The sequence below is a fragment of the Mesorhizobium sp. CO1-1-8 genome (assembly GCF_020164875.1).
GTDB lineage: Bacteria > Pseudomonadota > Alphaproteobacteria > Rhizobiales > Rhizobiaceae > Mesorhizobium.
The window spans coordinates 225,461-238,686 of record NZ_JAIUGZ010000001.1 but is presented as its reverse complement, the minus strand read 5'-3'; the positions used below and the strand labels follow the sequence as shown (position 1 = coordinate 238,686).

Genomic DNA, 13,226 nt, shown 5'->3' with positions numbered 1-13,226 from the left:
GGTCATGTCCGCTAATCCGGCGCTCTGGGCCACTGAAAGCGACGTGCCATGAACATGCTTCCAGACATTGAAACGCTCGAACCGATCGCCGACAGCGAGGGCGGCTTCCACCCGCTGTTTTCCGACGTGCCGTCCTCGGTCGAGTTCAACAAATTGCGCAAGCGGCTGCTGCGGCTGACCCGGCAGGCAATCGAGGATTTCACGATGGTGAAGCCCGGCCAGCGCTGGTTGGTTGCGCTGTCGGGCGGCAAGGATTCCTACGGCCTGCTCGCGGTGCTGCTCGACCTCAAATGGCGCGGGCTCTTGCCGGTCGACCTGCTGGCCTGCAATCTCGACCAGGGCCAGCCGAATTTCCCCAAACATATCCTGCCGGACTATCTCGACAGATACGCCATCGCGCATCGCATCGAATATCAGGATACCTATTCCGTCGTCACCGACAAACTGCCTGCGGGCAGCACCTATTGCTCGCTCTGCTCGCGCCTCAGGCGCGGCCATCTCTACCGCATTGCGCGCGAGGAGGGATGCTCGGCACTGGTGCTCGGCCACCATCGTGAGGACATTCTCGAAACCTTCTTCATGAACCTCTTTCATGGCGGCCGTCTCGCCGCCATGCCGCCAAAACTGCTCAACGACGAGGGCGACGTCATGGTGCTGCGGCCATTGAGCTACTGCGCCGAGGCCGATCTGGAAAAATTCGCTGCCGCCATGCAATTTCCGATCATTCCCTGCGATCTCTGCGGCAGCCAGGAAGGTCTTCAGCGCAACGCCATGAAGGCGATGCTCGAGGACCTGGAAAAGCGCATGCCAGGCCGCAAGGATACGATGCTGCGCGCGCTGTCGAACAGCAGGCCATCGCATCTGCTCGACAGAAAGCTGTTCGATTTCGCTGCCCTCAACGAGACCCTCACCACAAGGCAAGACATTTCCGATGACATTTGACGACACCGCGATCGACTGGCTGGCCGGCATTCTGGCCGAGGCGGCGTTGGCCGAGATCATGCCGCGTTTTCGCCGGCTGGGCGATGGCGACATCCGCCAGAAGACGTCGGCCGCCGACCTGGTGACCGAAGCCGACGTCAATGCCGAGCGGCTCATCACCGCCAGGCTGCGCGAGCGCTATCCCCAGGCGATGGTCGTCGGCGAGGAGGCCTGTTCCGACAATCCTGCGCTGTTGAACGGGTTGGGCGATGCCGATCTGGCTTTCGTCATCGACCCGGTCGACGGCACTTTCAACTTTGCCTCCGGTGTGCCGCTGTTCGGCGTCATGCTGGCGGTCGTGGTCAAGGGCGAGACGGTTGCCGGCATCATCCACGATCCGGTCGGCAAGGACTGGCTGATCGGCGCCAGGGGCGCCGGCAGTCATATCAGGCATGCGCACGGCAGCCTGGAGAAGGTGCATGTCGCAACGGCAGCGCCGATCTCGGAAATGACCGGCTCTGTCTCCTGGCAATACATGCCCGAACCGGAACGGTCGCGGTTGGCGCGTAACCAGACGAAGATCCTGTCGCAATTCGCCTATCGCTGCGCCGCGCACGAATACCGCCTGCTGGCGAGCGGCCATGCCCACTTCGTCGTCTATAACAAGCTGATGCCGTGGGACCATCTGGCCGGCGTGCTGATCCATGCCGAGGCCGGCGGCCACGCGGCGCGCTTCGACGGCAGCGCCTATCGGCCCTCGCATCTCGGCGGCGGCCTGCTTGTCGCGCCAGACCAGGAAAGCTGGCACGAATTGCGCCGCGAGCTCTGGGCGCCACAGGATTAATTGCTGCGTTAGCCGAAGGAGAGCGATACAATCGCGCGCAATCCGGAGGCTCTCGAATGAAACCTCGGTTCGCACTTGTCGCGGCGGCTCTTGCCGCCGCTCTGTTTGCCAGTCCCCAGGAAGCAAGATCGCAAGAGCGCAGCTGTCGCAGTCCCGATCCCGTCGACACAATAAAGGAGATGTCGGACGCTATCTATGCCTGCTGGAAGCCGCCACCCGGAACCGCAGGCATGTCCCTGACACTGCGGTTCTCGCTTCGCCGCAACGGAACGCTGATTGGCAGACCACGCGCCACATATTCCGATCTGGGAACCGATGCCCAACGCAGCCGGGCTTTCGTGGCATCCATCCTCAGGGCACTCGATGATGCTCTGCCACTGCCGTTTTCGGACAGCATGGGTGAAGCAATCGCGGGGCGCATGCTTGCCCCTCGGTTCACGGCAGCTCTTGAAGGTGCGTCCTAATGCAAGTCGGTTATGTGCCCTGAAACCGGCGGGTTCTGTGGCTGGAACATCTTGCCGCGCTCGGCAATGAAGATCATCAGCAGCGCCGCGACCGAGACGCTGCAGAAGCCGGCGGCCAGCGGCGTCACAGTGCCGTTGAAGGCCTGACCGATCAGCGTGCCGAGAATGCCGCCGAGAAACGTCTGCATGAAACCGAGGATCGACGACGCCGTGCCGGCCAGTTGGCCGAGCGGCTCCATGGCCAGCGCGTTGAAGTTCGCGCCCAGCGCACCGAACGGAAGCATGGCGCAGGCAAAGAAGGTGATGAACAGCCAGAGCGGCATCTTCATTTCCAGCGAAATCACCAGCCAGGCAAGGCTGATGACCAGGAACAGCAGCAGCGCGCTCTGCGACAGGCGGCGCATGCCGATGCGGCCGACAAGACGCGAATTCAGAAAATTGGAGAAGGCGAGCACGCCCGCGACGCCTGCGAAGATGACCGGGAACATCTCGCCGACATGGAAGACGTCGACATAGATCTGCTGCGCTGAGGCGATGAAGCCGAACATGGCGCCGAAAATGAAGGTGCTGGCGAAGGCATAGCAGATCGCAATGCGGTTGGTGAGAACGATGCGGAAGCCGCCGACAATGGAGTTGAGTGTCAGCGGCCGGCGATGTTCTGGATGCAGCGTTTCGGGAAGGCGCAGCAGCGACCAGGCCGAGACGAGGAGCGCACCGACGGCCATGGTGACGAAGATCCAATGCCAGGTCGCAAACAGCATGATGAACTGGCCGATGCCGGGAGCAATGACCGGTATGGCCATGAACACCATGAAGATCAGCGACATCACCTCGGCCATGCGCCGGCCGTCGAACGTATCGCGCACGATTGAGACGGCGATGACGCGGGTGGCGGCTGCACCGATGCCTTGCACGGCCCGGCACAGCAGAAGTGTTTCAAAGCTTGGTGCAATGGCGGCCGCCGCGGCCGCGGCTACATAGATCACCAGCCCGGCGACCAGCGGCGCGCGACGCCCGAAGCGATCCGAGATCGGCCCGAAGAACAGCTGTCCGCCGCCGAAGCCCAGAATGTAGGCCGTGATGACGTACTGCCGGTGGTTTTCATTTTCGACGCCGAGCGAGGCGCCGATCTGCTGCAGCGCCGGCAGCATGATATCGATGGCAAGCGAGTTCAGCGCCATCAGCGCCGCGCACAGAGCGATGAACTCCCAACGCGGAATGGGCAGTTTGCTTGCCGATTGCGGCGCTGGTTTTGGCTGGTCCACGGCAAGTCCGATCTTTCAAACGAAAATGCGCCGGCGGGCCGGCGCATTGGCTCGTCTTGGTCCTGGGTTCAGGACATGAAAATTGCCGAGGTGCCCCCGACGCCTTGGTGCATGACTCTGAAAATCAAAATCAACCTTCGGATGGCAACATGCACAAAACAGAAATCAGGCTGCGCCTTTGACGCTGACGCCCTTCTCGACGAGGAATGTCTGCAACTCACCGGCCTGGAACATCTCGCGGATGATATCGCAGCCGCCGACGAATTCGCCCTTGACGTAGAGCTGAGGGATCGTCGGCCAGTTGGAGTATTCCTTGATGCCCTGGCGCAGTTCGGCTGAATCCAGAACGTTCACGCCTTTGTAGTCGGCGCCGATATAGTCGAGGATCTGGACAACCTGGCCGGAAAATCCGCATTGCGGGAAACCGGGCGTGCCCTTCATGAAAAGGACGACGTCGTTGCCCTTCACTTCGTTGTCGATGTAGTCGTTGATGCCGCTCATGGAATATCCTTTCCCGCCTGTGGGAGTCAGGCTCGAAACATACCCTTCAAATAAACCCAACGATTGCGCGAAACAAGACGTTAGCCGTGCCGTGGCTGAAATGGCGCAAAGGATGAGCCGTGTTGGGCCAAGCGCTAATAGGTCAGTCCGGAACGCTGGTCTGTAGCGCCAGTGCGTGCAGCACGCCGCCCATATTGCCCTTCAGCGCGTCGTAGACCATCTGGTGCTGCTGGACGCGGCTCTTGCCGCGAAAGCTCTCGGCCACCACCTCGGCCGCATAATGGTCGCCGTCGCCGGCGAGGTCGCGGATCGTCACCTTGGCGTCCGGAATGCCGTCCTTGATCAGTTTTTCGATGTCGTGGGCATCCATTGCCATGGCAAAATCCTGTTTCGAGCGGCCGGTAGCCGGCCATAGATGAGAGTCGCGCGAGCCTAAAGCCTTTCCGGTCCGGATTGAAGCCGTTCTGTCCCGCCAAGGACAAGACGGCTTCAGAGAAAGATCAGGCCGGTGGGCTTGCTTCATCCTCGGCAACGTCCTCGCGTGTCGAGAAAGCGCGGCCAAGGCTGAAGGCAAGCACATAGAGCGGCGCGTTGAGCAGCAGGCTGACAATGGGGAGATAGCTCGTCATTTGCCAAGCTGGCGAGAAGAAACCCTGGCCGTAGCCGTCGCAGACGAGCGACGAGCCGTACTCCCACATCGCCCCGACGACCACCGCGCTGGCAAAAAGCTTGATGCAGGTGACAATGTGCCTTGCCCGTGCCGGATCCGGCGCCAAGCGGTTCCAGAGCACCAGGCACACGATCGGAACCGCGTAGATGAGGTTCTGCAGCGCCAGCATAGGGATGGCGCCGTTGGCCGCGGCAAGAAATTCCGCGCGTGTTTCCAGCTGGGCGCAAACCTCGCTCGAGGTCGTCGACAGCAGGAAAAAGACGAACGGCCCGAGGAACCAGAAGAAGAAGAACGACGGCCAGAAGACGACTGCAAGCAGCGCCCGCGCAGCCAGTGTGGTCAACTGGCCTGATCCATGAAGCGCGGGAACCAGCCTTCGTGGGCTCCGCTCAATTCGCTGACCGGGATTGCCCTGGCATCGCCAAGCTTCAGCGCGCTGCCGCCTGTGGAGCCGATCCACGGCGCGAAAATGCCGAGTTCGCTCTGCTGCTTGCGAATGGCGTCCCACTCGTCACTATCCGGATCGATCGACAACGTCAGCAGATAACGGCCCTGATCCTCGCCGAACCAGACCGGGATCGGGTCGGTGCCGACAAGCCCGGGAACGGTGGCGCCGATGCCGGACGCCATCGCCATTTCGGCAAGTGCAACGGCGACACCGCCATCGGAAACGTCATGCGCAGCCGTGACGACACCGGATGCGATGAGCGCGCGCACATGGTCGCCGACGCGCTTTTCATGCTCTAGATCGACCGGCGGCGGCGGGCCGTCCGTGCGGCCGTGTATGTCCCTGAGATAGACCGATTGCCCGAGATGCGTTCCCCAGGACGCCGGCGCGCCGACCAGCAGGATCATCTGGCCCTCGGCCGCAAAGCCGATCCGCACCATCTTCGACCAATCGGCGATCAGCCCGACGCCGCCGATGGTCGGGGTTGGCAGAATGCCCTGGCCGTTGGTCTCGTTGTAGAGCGAGACATTGCCGGAGACGATCGGGAATCCGAGCGCGCGGCAGGCGTCGCCGATGCCTTTCACCGCGCCGACCAACTGGCCCATGATCTCGGGCCGTTCCGGGTTGCCGAAATTGAGATTGTCGGTAGCGGCCAGCGGCAAGGCACCGGTGGCGGTCAAATTGCGCCAGCATTCGGCCACCGCCTGCTTGCCGCCCTCATAGGGGTCGGCCTCGCAATAGCGCGGCGTCACATCGGAGGAGAAGGCGAGCGCCTTGGTCGCATGGCCTTCGACCCGCACCACACCGGCATCGCCGCCGGGAAGCTGCAGCGAATTGCCCTGGATCAGCGTGTCGTACTGCTCCCAGACCCAACGGCGCGAGGACAGGTCGGGACCGCCGAGCAGCTTCAGAAGCGCATCGGCAACATCGGCTTGCGGAACGTCATTGGCGGCCAGCGGCGCCGGCTTTTTCGGCTCAACCCACGGCCGGTCATATTCCGGGGCCTTGTCGCCGAGATCCTTGATCGGCAGGTTGGCGACCTCGTCGCCCTGGTGCAGCACACGGAAGCGCAGATCGTCGGTGGTCTTGCCGACAATGGCGAAGTCGAGCCCCCATTTGTGAAAGATCGCCTCGGCTTCCCTTTCCTTTTCCGGGCGCAGCACCATCAGCATGCGCTCCTGGCTTTCCGAGAGCATCATTTCATAAGCGCTCATGCGCTCTTCGCGGACCGGCACCTTATCGAGATAGAGTTCGATGCCGAGGTCGCCCTTGGCGCCCATTTCGACAGCCGAGCAGGTGAGGCCGGCCGCACCCATGTCCTGGATGGCGATGACGGCGCCCGAGGCCATCAGTTCGAGGCTGGCTTCCAGCAGGCACTTTTCGGTGAAGGGATCGCCGACCTGTACGGTCGGGCGCTTCTCGTCGATCTTGTCGTCGAATTCGGCCGAGGCCATGGTGGCGCCGCCAACGCCGTCGCGGCCGGTCTTGGCACCGAGATAGACGACAGGCAGGCCGACGCCCTTGGCTTCCGACAGGAAGATCGCATCGGTCTTGGCAAGGCCCGCTGCAAAAGCGTTGACCAGGATATTGCCGTTGTAGCGGGCGTCGAAATTGACCTCGCCACCGACCGTCGGCACGCCGAAGGCGTTGCCATAGCCGCCGACGCCGGAAACCACGCCTGAAACGAGGTGCCGGGTCTTGGGGTGGTCGGGCGCGCCGAAGCGCAGCGCGTTCATCGCCGCGATCGGCCGTGCGCCCATGGTGAAGACGTCGCGCAATATGCCGCCGACGCCGGTCGCCGCACCCTGATAGGGCTCGATGTAGGAGGGGTGGTTGTGGCTCTCCATCTTGAAGACGACGCAGTCGCCGTCGCCGATGTCGACCACGCCGGCATTCTCGCCCGGTCCCTGGATGACCTGCGGCCCGGTGGTCGGCAGCGTGCGCAGCCACTTCTTCGAGGATTTGTAGGAGCAGTGCTCATTCCACATCGCCGAGAAGATGCCGAGTTCTGTGAAGCTCGGCTCGCGCCCGACAAGGTCGAGAATGCGCTGATATTCGTCGGGCTTCAGCCCGTGTGAGGCAATGAGCTCGGGGGTGATCGGCACGGAATTGGAAATGGTCATGGGCGGCGATTTTTATCCGGGACGTTGGGATTTTGAGCCCCGTCTTATCGCAAGCTTGGGAGCCAATACACCCCATCGGATGCTGAAAAACAATGGAAAGCTACAAGGAAGGGCTTCTGCACCGCCATTGGGGAACGGGATGACATTCCGGCCGTTAGGTCTCCAACCAATCAGGAGATTTGGACCATGGCCACCAAGCAAGGCAAGAAAGATAATCGCCTCTCGGAGAAGGAGGCTATGCATATCGCGGAGACCACCGATGTTTCGCCTGGGCAGGCCAAGGAGCTGGCTGAGAAGCACGGGAAAGACAAGGCCAAGAAGGAAGCCAAGAACTTCAAGGCAGAGGGCTGATCTGAGAGCCAGCTTTTTGTAGGTGCTCTGCGCCAAATCGACGCCCAAGAATAATGGGCCTGTCAGTCGCGAGTTGGCTCAGGAGAAGCTGTCGTAGCCGGCGCGGCCTTCATCGAGAAGTCGCCGGATCACCGCAACGCCTTCGGCGATGTCCTTGCGCTGCCTCGGTTGCGAAACACCGAAGCGGACGCCATGGAAAACCTGCTCGGAACGGCCGGCCTTGAATTCGTCCTCGTCGTCGATCAGCACGCCATGCTCAAGGCAGGCGTTCTTGAAGGTGCCGGAAAGCCAGGGGTCGGGGAGGGTCAGCCAGACAAAGGGCACCCTGTCATGCGACTTGAACGCGAAGCCGGCCAAAGTCTCGCGCACGATGGCGATGCGGGCGCCGATTTCGGCGATGCTGCGCTTGCGTATCTCATCCGCCTGACCGGACAGCACCAGCCTTGTATTCACCTCCGCCAGCAGGAAGGGCATGCCGCCGGTCATCATCTTGTGGGCGACACGGATGCGGTGGCGGTAGGCGGGCGGACAGGAAAGCCAGCCGCCGCGCACGCCGGCTGCGACCGACTTCGACAGGCCGCCCGCGACAATGGTCCGTTCAGGCGCATATTCGGCCAGCAACGGTGTCGGATCATCAGTCAGATTGCCATAGAGGTCGTCCTCGATGAGGACGACGTTATATTCGCGTGCGACACGGGCGATTGCCTCGCGGCGCGCCGCCGACAAGGTGGCCAGCGTCGGGTTCTGCGCCGTCGGCATCAGGAAGATCATCTTGGGATGCTTTTGCGCACAGACGCGCTCGAAATCCTGCGGATCGATGCCTTCATCGTCCGATGCCACCAACGCGGTGCGCCGACCGATCAGACCGGCGCTGCGGGAAATCTGCGAGTAGGTGAGGTGCTCGAAGGCAACGTAATCGCCAGGCGTGGTCAGCGCCGCGATCGCCGCCATCACCGCGGCATGGGTGCCGAGTGTGGGGACGATTGCGGCGGCGTTCGGGCGGAAGGAATTGCGCGACAGCCAGCGGGCGCCGGCTTCGTACCAGCGGTCGGGAAAATCCCGCGTATAGCTAGAAATCTCATGCGGATGATCCTGCGCCGTGCGTGATAGCACATCGGCGACATCAGCGCCCTGGCCGATGTCGGGTGCCGCGGTGCTGTCGAAACGCAGCTTGCCTTTAGGCGCATCGATATAGCGTGTGCCTTCGCCGCCGACGTCCGGAGCCGGAAAATCCGGCTTCGCGCGCTGGCCGAGCACATAGGTTCCACGCCCGACTTCACCGCTCACCAGCCCACGCTCGCGCAGCAATTGATAGGCCCGACCGACCGTGCCGACAGTGGTGCCGATGTCATAGGCGAGGTCGCGTTGCGGCGGCAGCTTTGCGCCGGCATCGATAACCCCCCGGTCGATGTCCGTTTCGATGGAATCCGCCAGCCGCTGATACAGCGGGCCGGAGCCCGCAGTGAGATCTGGAAGCCAATTTGTCATGGTGACAATTTTCTATATTGCACAGATAAATGAGTCAATACATATCAATCGTGTGCAAAAAAGGGTACAATTAAGAACGTTGGCAGAGAGAAAATGAATGCAATCGTGACAATACGTGATTCGAGCGCTGCATTGTCAGGCCAATCGACACGCCCGTCGGTTCAGCGCGGCTTTGTCAGCCGCCTTGTGCGCGTGCTGAGGTCGCTGGCAAGATGGATCGACAACTTGCTGGAGCGCCGCCGCAGCCGGCTGGCGCTGCTGGAAATGACAGACGATCAGCTCAAGGATATCGGCGTCTCGCGCTGCGATGCCCACCGCGAGGGCATTAGGCCGTTCTGGGACTGAAAGCTAACGGAGTTTTGGGGCCCTGGTGCGTGTAACGCCATGGTCCGCAAGGACAGCGACCACGCACAGCACGAGAAAAAGTCCGGTGATGGCCGTCGCCGAGATGGCGACGCTGGTTGCGCCATTCTTGGCGACATCGAGGAAGGGGTAGGGCACTTCACCGGCAAGCGGAGCCCGTACCAGCGCATAGACCAGATAGGCCACGGGATAGAGCATCCACCAGGAGATGTCGCTCCAGCGCGTCCGGCCGTCGGCGCCCGATGTCAGCCACCACAGCACGAACAGCACCGGCGTCACATAATGTAGCAGCACGTCGCAGAGCAGGAACAGGCCCTGCGGCTGCCAGAGCCGTGCCAGGACCGTGGCATAGACAATGAAGACCAGCGCGATCGAAACGGCGACGCCGGCGCGCATCCGTGTCCCGGCGAAGGCAGACAACCACGCATAGCCGGAGGGCGACAGCAGCGAGGTGTGAACCAGCACCGCGCCGATGTTGGTCAGGATGGTGAAGAAGTTGAAGACGAAAATGATGGAGCCAAGCAGGCTGCGGCCGGCTTCCATCGATGCCGGAATGCTGATGCAGAACTGCAGGATGAGCCCGGCCAGACCGATGACCAGCCCCACAATCTGCAGAAAGCGGCCCATGGACTAGGCCGTCGCGGCGCAGGCCGGATTGCCGGCTTGCCAGCGGGCAATGTCGGAGCCGATGCGGGCGCCGAGCGGATCGTTCATCAGCGGTCCAAAGACGTCGATGCGGCTAGAATTGCCTTGCGCCTGCACGACCAGCAAAGGTTTGCCGCCATAGTGCTTGGCCGGCACCAGCAGGAAACGCGGCGTGCCGCTGAACGAATTCAGCTCGTTGGCCATCTGGTACGGTTTGAAGGCCGGGTCCTTGCTGGCGATCCAGCATTTGTGGGCAGCGATCGCCACTTGTTCCATGGCCAGCAGCGCCGCGCTTTTGCCCGAGGGAACAGGCGTGCTCTTTGGCGTTGACTGGCAGGATGCCAGCACAAAGCCCGCCGCGGCGACCAGTGCGATCGTCTTCGACTTGATCAAGCGGCACCCATCTCGAGCTCGGACAGAAAAATCTTCAAACCATCGGTCATCTCGCCCCACACACGCGACAATGCCGGGTGTTGCGAGGCGATCTGCTGGTAGGCGTCGAATTTGGGATAGGCGTCGAGCAGGCCGTGGCGTCCTGTCATGGCGCGGAAATTGTTGAAGATGAACCGCGTCGGCGTCAGCCAGGCATCGGCCAAACTGATGTCGTCACCGAGTGCGAAGGGCCCTTGTGCCATGCGCCCCTCGATCGCCGCCAGTCCATGATGCAGGCGGGCGAACTGGGCGTCGATCTCGACATTGTTGCGCTTCGGCACGGAATGAAGCTCGAAAAGCTTCATCATCGGGGTCAGCACATCGAGATCGGTGATGCGGGCGAACATACGCACCAGCGCGCGGTCCTTGGAATCGGGCGGCAGCAGCGCCGGTTCCGGAAACCGTTCCTCGAGATATTCGGCGATGACCACCGATTCGACGATCGTCTCGCCCGAGCCGGTGATCAGAACCGGAATCCGGTTCATCGGTGAGATGGCGCGAAACGCTTCCGGGATGGGAAAGCCGGGCGGCGGCGCGATGATCTTGAGCGGCACATCCTTGATGTAGGCCAATGCCCGCACGATGGACGAGTAGGGCGACAACGGCCGCGAATAGAGTTTCATGACCGTCTCTCTCCCCAATGAACCAGACTTGCTCCAAAGAGACAGGAATGTCCGGCTGTTTTCAAGCTGTTCGCTTCGATATCGTCAGGCAGCGATGCCAAGGGCGCTCTCGAACAGTCCGCGGCCGTCGGTACCGCCATGGGCTGCTTCGATCAGGTTTTCCGGATGCGGCATCAGCCCGAGCACATTGCCGCGCTCGTTGACGATGCCGGCAATGTCGTTGATCGAGCCGTTGGGGTTGGTGCCCTCAGCATAGCGGAACACCACTTGGCCTTCGCCTTCGAGACGGGCAAGCGTGTCGGCGTCGGCGAAATAATTGCCGTCATGATGCGCGACCGGCGAGCGGATGATCTGGCCCGGCTGATAGCGGCGGGTGAACATGGTGTTGGCATTGGTGATCTCGAGCTTCACCTGCCGGCAGACGAATTTCAGCGAGGTGTTGCGCATCAAGGCGCCCGGCAACAGGCCGGCCTCGACCAGGATCTGGAAACCGTTGCAGACGCCGATGACCGTCACGCCCGCGGCCGCTTTTTCGGCCACTGCCCGCATGACCGGCATGCGCGCGGCGATCGCGCCACAGCGCAGATAGTCGCCGAAGGAAAAGCCGCCCGGAATGGCGATCAGGTCGACATCGGGGATTTCGGTGTCAGTTTGCCAGACGGTGACCGGCGGCGTTCCCGAAATCTTGGTCAGCGCCGCAATCATGTCGCGGTCGCGGTTGAGGCCAGGCAGGAGGACGACGGCTGCTTTCAATTTAGGCGATCTCCACCGCGTAATTCTCAATCACCGTATTCGCCAGCAGCTTGTCGCACATGGCCTTGAGGTCCGCTTCGGCCTTGGCCTTGTCGCTTTCGGCCAGCTCGACGTCGAACACCTTGCCCTGCCGCACCGTGCCGACACCGCCGAAGCCCAGGCCGGACAATGCGTGTTCGATCGCCTTGCCCTGCGGGTCGAGCACGCCGTTCTTGAGGGTGACGGTAATGCGGGCCTTGATCACGCTGGACATGCTCCTGTTCTGACTATCGGGTCGCAAACCGCGATCAGTGCGGCTTGCCTTTGAGGCCGTCGGTCGAGGCGACAAGCACCGGGCCGGTGGGGCGCGGCGGCTCGTTCTCGTTCATGATGCCGAGGCGGCGGGCAACTTCCTGGTAGGCCTCGACGAGGCCGCCCATGTCGCGGCGGAAACGATCCTTGTCGAGCTTGTCCTGCGTCGCCACGTCCCACAGGCGGCAGGAGTCCGGCGAGATCTCGTCGGCGACGACAATGCGCATCATGTCGCCCTCGAACAGGCGGCCGCACTCGATCTTGAAGTCGACGAGCTGGATGCCGACGCCCATGAACAGGCCGGAGAGGAAGTCGTTGACGCGGATGGCAAGCGCCATGACGTCGTCGATCTCCTGCGGGCTCGCCCAGCCGAACGCGGTGATGTGCTCTTCCGACACCATCGGGTCGTCGAGCGCGTCGGCTTTGTAATAGAATTCGATGATCGAGCGCGGCAAAACGGTGCCTTCCTCGATGCCGAGCCGCTTGGACAGTGAGCCGGCGGCGACATTGCGCACCACCACTTCGAGCGGAATGATCTCGACTTCCTTGATCAGCTGCTCGCGCATGTTGAGCCGGCGGATGAAGTGGGTCGGAATGCCCATACGGTTCAAATGGTTGAAAATATACTCGGAAATGCGGTTGTTGAGGACGCCCTTGCCGTCGATGACCTCGTGCTTCTTCTTGTTGAACGCGGTTGCATCATCCTTGAAGAACTGGATAAGCGTGCCCGGTTCGGGTCCCTCATAGAGGATCTTGGCCTTGCCTTCATAAATGCGGCGGCGATTTTTCATCTGATTTTTCTCTGGGGTTCCGGACAGGCGGTATCAGACCATTTCCTGTCCGTCTGCCTGAAATAGTGCGGCTACGGTAGGGTTCAATGCCGGGTCTATCCCAATCACATCGTTTGCTCAATCGGCAAATCCTTCCAATCAACCGCTTTCGGGACTGAAATGCCGCAGCGCAGCATGCGATGAAGCGTATTGACCGGCCCGCGACCTTTTGGTTTGTGCTTTGGCAACGCACATATTCACTGCCAACGAATCG

16 protein-coding genes are annotated in these 13,226 nt (G+C 61.9%); 4 read left to right on the top strand and 12 right to left on the bottom strand.

The features are described 5' to 3' along the window. Positions 1-48: 48 nt before the first annotated feature. A complete protein-coding gene (gene ttcA / locus LB558_RS01220; protein ID WP_263494468.1) occupies positions 49-942 on the top strand; it encodes a tRNA 2-thiocytidine(32) synthetase TtcA in 894 nt (297 codons plus the stop codon). Then, a complete protein-coding gene (locus tag LB558_RS01215; protein WP_224695777.1) occupies positions 932-1,765 on the top strand; it encodes an inositol monophosphatase family protein in 834 nt (277 codons plus the stop codon). Before ttcA ends, LB558_RS01215 begins: the two co-directional genes overlap by 11 nt. A 460-nt stretch (positions 1,766-2,225) precedes the next feature. Here the strand turns inward: LB558_RS01215 and LB558_RS01210 are convergent, their stop codons facing one another. The 5 genes from LB558_RS01210 to purL all read right to left on the bottom strand — a co-directional run bounded on the left by LB558_RS01210 (position 2,226) and on the right by purL (position 7,236). Further along, complete coding sequence (locus LB558_RS01210) at positions 2,226-3,494, bottom strand: multidrug effflux MFS transporter (protein ID WP_318011600.1); 1,269 nt, start codon at positions 3,492-3,494, stop codon at positions 2,226-2,228. A 165-nt stretch (positions 3,495-3,659) separates the two neighbouring features. Then, positions 3,660-3,995, bottom strand: coding sequence for a Grx4 family monothiol glutaredoxin (grxD, locus tag LB558_RS01205; RefSeq protein WP_006332883.1), 336 nt, complete (start codon positions 3,993-3,995; stop codon positions 3,660-3,662). A gap of 142 nt (positions 3,996-4,137) precedes the next feature. Beyond that, positions 4,138-4,371: a BolA/IbaG family iron-sulfur metabolism protein gene (locus tag LB558_RS01200; protein WP_010909092.1), complete on the bottom strand. Its 234-nt coding sequence runs from the start codon at positions 4,369-4,371 to the stop codon at positions 4,138-4,140. Between the two features lie 124 nt (positions 4,372-4,495). Beyond that, positions 4,496-5,008, bottom strand: coding sequence for a hypothetical protein (locus tag LB558_RS01195; RefSeq protein ID WP_224695775.1), 513 nt, complete (start codon positions 5,006-5,008; stop codon positions 4,496-4,498). Then, on the bottom strand, positions 5,005-7,236 hold the full coding sequence (gene purL / locus LB558_RS01190; RefSeq protein ID WP_224695772.1) for a phosphoribosylformylglycinamidine synthase subunit PurL: 2,232 nt from the start codon (positions 7,234-7,236) through the stop codon (positions 5,005-5,007). The genes LB558_RS01195 and purL overlap by 4 nt, the downstream gene beginning before the upstream one ends. Before the next feature lie 186 nt (positions 7,237-7,422). On the opposite strand from purL, the gene LB558_RS01185 reads away from it, so the two are divergent. Next, complete coding sequence (locus tag LB558_RS01185) at positions 7,423-7,587, top strand: hypothetical protein (protein WP_224695769.1); 165 nt, start codon at positions 7,423-7,425, stop codon at positions 7,585-7,587. A 78-nt stretch (positions 7,588-7,665) separates the two neighbouring features. Here LB558_RS01185 and LB558_RS01180 read toward each other — a convergent pair whose 3' ends face one another. After that, positions 7,666-9,075, bottom strand: coding sequence for a PLP-dependent aminotransferase family protein (locus LB558_RS01180; protein WP_224695767.1), 1,410 nt, complete (start codon positions 9,073-9,075; stop codon positions 7,666-7,668). A gap of 93 nt (positions 9,076-9,168) precedes the next feature. Between LB558_RS01180 and LB558_RS01175 the strand changes: the two genes are divergently transcribed. Then, positions 9,169-9,420, top strand: a complete 252-nt coding sequence (locus LB558_RS01175) for a DUF1127 domain-containing protein (protein ID WP_224695766.1) — start codon at positions 9,169-9,171, stop codon at positions 9,418-9,420. A gap of 3 nt (positions 9,421-9,423) precedes the next feature. Here LB558_RS01175 and LB558_RS01170 read toward each other — a convergent pair whose 3' ends face one another. From LB558_RS01170 to purC, 6 genes are all read right to left on the bottom strand, one after another. Further along, positions 9,424-10,065: a Pr6Pr family membrane protein gene (locus tag LB558_RS01170; protein WP_224695764.1), complete on the bottom strand. Its 642-nt coding sequence runs from the start codon at positions 10,063-10,065 to the stop codon at positions 9,424-9,426. Positions 10,066-10,068: 3 nt separating this feature from the next. Next, positions 10,069-10,476, bottom strand: a complete 408-nt coding sequence (locus tag LB558_RS01165) for a hypothetical protein (protein WP_224695762.1) — start codon at positions 10,474-10,476, stop codon at positions 10,069-10,071. Next, positions 10,473-11,138 (bottom strand): glutathione S-transferase family protein, encoded by a 666-nt coding sequence (locus LB558_RS01160; RefSeq protein WP_224695760.1) that lies wholly within the window; start codon positions 11,136-11,138, stop codon positions 10,473-10,475. Before LB558_RS01160 ends, LB558_RS01165 begins: the two co-directional genes overlap by 4 nt. A gap of 84 nt (positions 11,139-11,222) precedes the next feature. Then, a complete protein-coding gene (gene purQ / locus LB558_RS01155; protein ID WP_224695759.1) occupies positions 11,223-11,891 on the bottom strand; it encodes a phosphoribosylformylglycinamidine synthase subunit PurQ in 669 nt (222 codons plus the stop codon). 1 nt (position 11,892) lies between these two features. Beyond that, positions 11,893-12,135 carry a phosphoribosylformylglycinamidine synthase subunit PurS gene (gene purS / locus LB558_RS01150; RefSeq protein WP_027162361.1) on the bottom strand — a complete coding sequence of 81 codons (243 nt, stop codon included), beginning with the start codon at positions 12,133-12,135 and terminating at the stop codon, positions 11,893-11,895. A gap of 43 nt (positions 12,136-12,178) precedes the next feature. Next, positions 12,179-12,973, bottom strand: a complete 795-nt coding sequence (purC, locus tag LB558_RS01145) for a phosphoribosylaminoimidazolesuccinocarboxamide synthase (RefSeq protein ID WP_013532127.1) — start codon at positions 12,971-12,973, stop codon at positions 12,179-12,181. Positions 12,974-13,226 lie beyond the last annotated feature (253 nt).

What these genes read in the sequence shown, in the direction of transcription:
- LB558_RS01200 (WP_010909092.1), bottom strand. Translation starts at nt 4,371, where the DNA reads ATGGCAATGGATGCCCACGACATCGAAAAACTGATCAAGGACGGCATT.
- LB558_RS01185 (WP_224695769.1), top strand. Translation starts at nt 7,423, where the DNA reads ATGGCCACCAAGCAAGGCAAGAAAGATAATCGCCTCTCGGAGAAGGAG.
- LB558_RS01170 (WP_224695764.1), bottom strand. Translation starts at nt 10,065, where the DNA reads ATGGGCCGCTTTCTGCAGATTGTGGGGCTGGTCATCGGTCTGGCCGGG.
- LB558_RS01180 (WP_224695767.1), bottom strand. Translation starts at nt 9,075, where the DNA reads ATGACAAATTGGCTTCCAGATCTCACTGCGGGCTCCGGCCCGCTGTAT.
- LB558_RS01175 (WP_224695766.1), top strand. Translation starts at nt 9,169, where the DNA reads ATGAATGCAATCGTGACAATACGTGATTCGAGCGCTGCATTGTCAGGC.
- LB558_RS01160 (WP_224695760.1), bottom strand. Translation starts at nt 11,138, where the DNA reads ATGAAACTCTATTCGCGGCCGTTGTCGCCCTACTCGTCCATCGTGCGG.
- ttcA (WP_263494468.1), top strand. Translation starts at nt 49, where the DNA reads ATGAACATGCTTCCAGACATTGAAACGCTCGAACCGATCGCCGACAGC.
- purL (WP_224695772.1), bottom strand. Translation starts at nt 7,236, where the DNA reads ATGACCATTTCCAATTCCGTGCCGATCACCCCCGAGCTCATTGCCTCA.
- purC (WP_013532127.1), bottom strand. Translation starts at nt 12,973, where the DNA reads ATGAAAAATCGCCGCCGCATTTATGAAGGCAAGGCCAAGATCCTCTAT.
- LB558_RS01215 (WP_224695777.1), top strand. Translation starts at nt 932, where the DNA reads ATGACATTTGACGACACCGCGATCGACTGGCTGGCCGGCATTCTGGCC.
- grxD (WP_006332883.1), bottom strand. Translation starts at nt 3,995, where the DNA reads ATGAGCGGCATCAACGACTACATCGACAACGAAGTGAAGGGCAACGAC.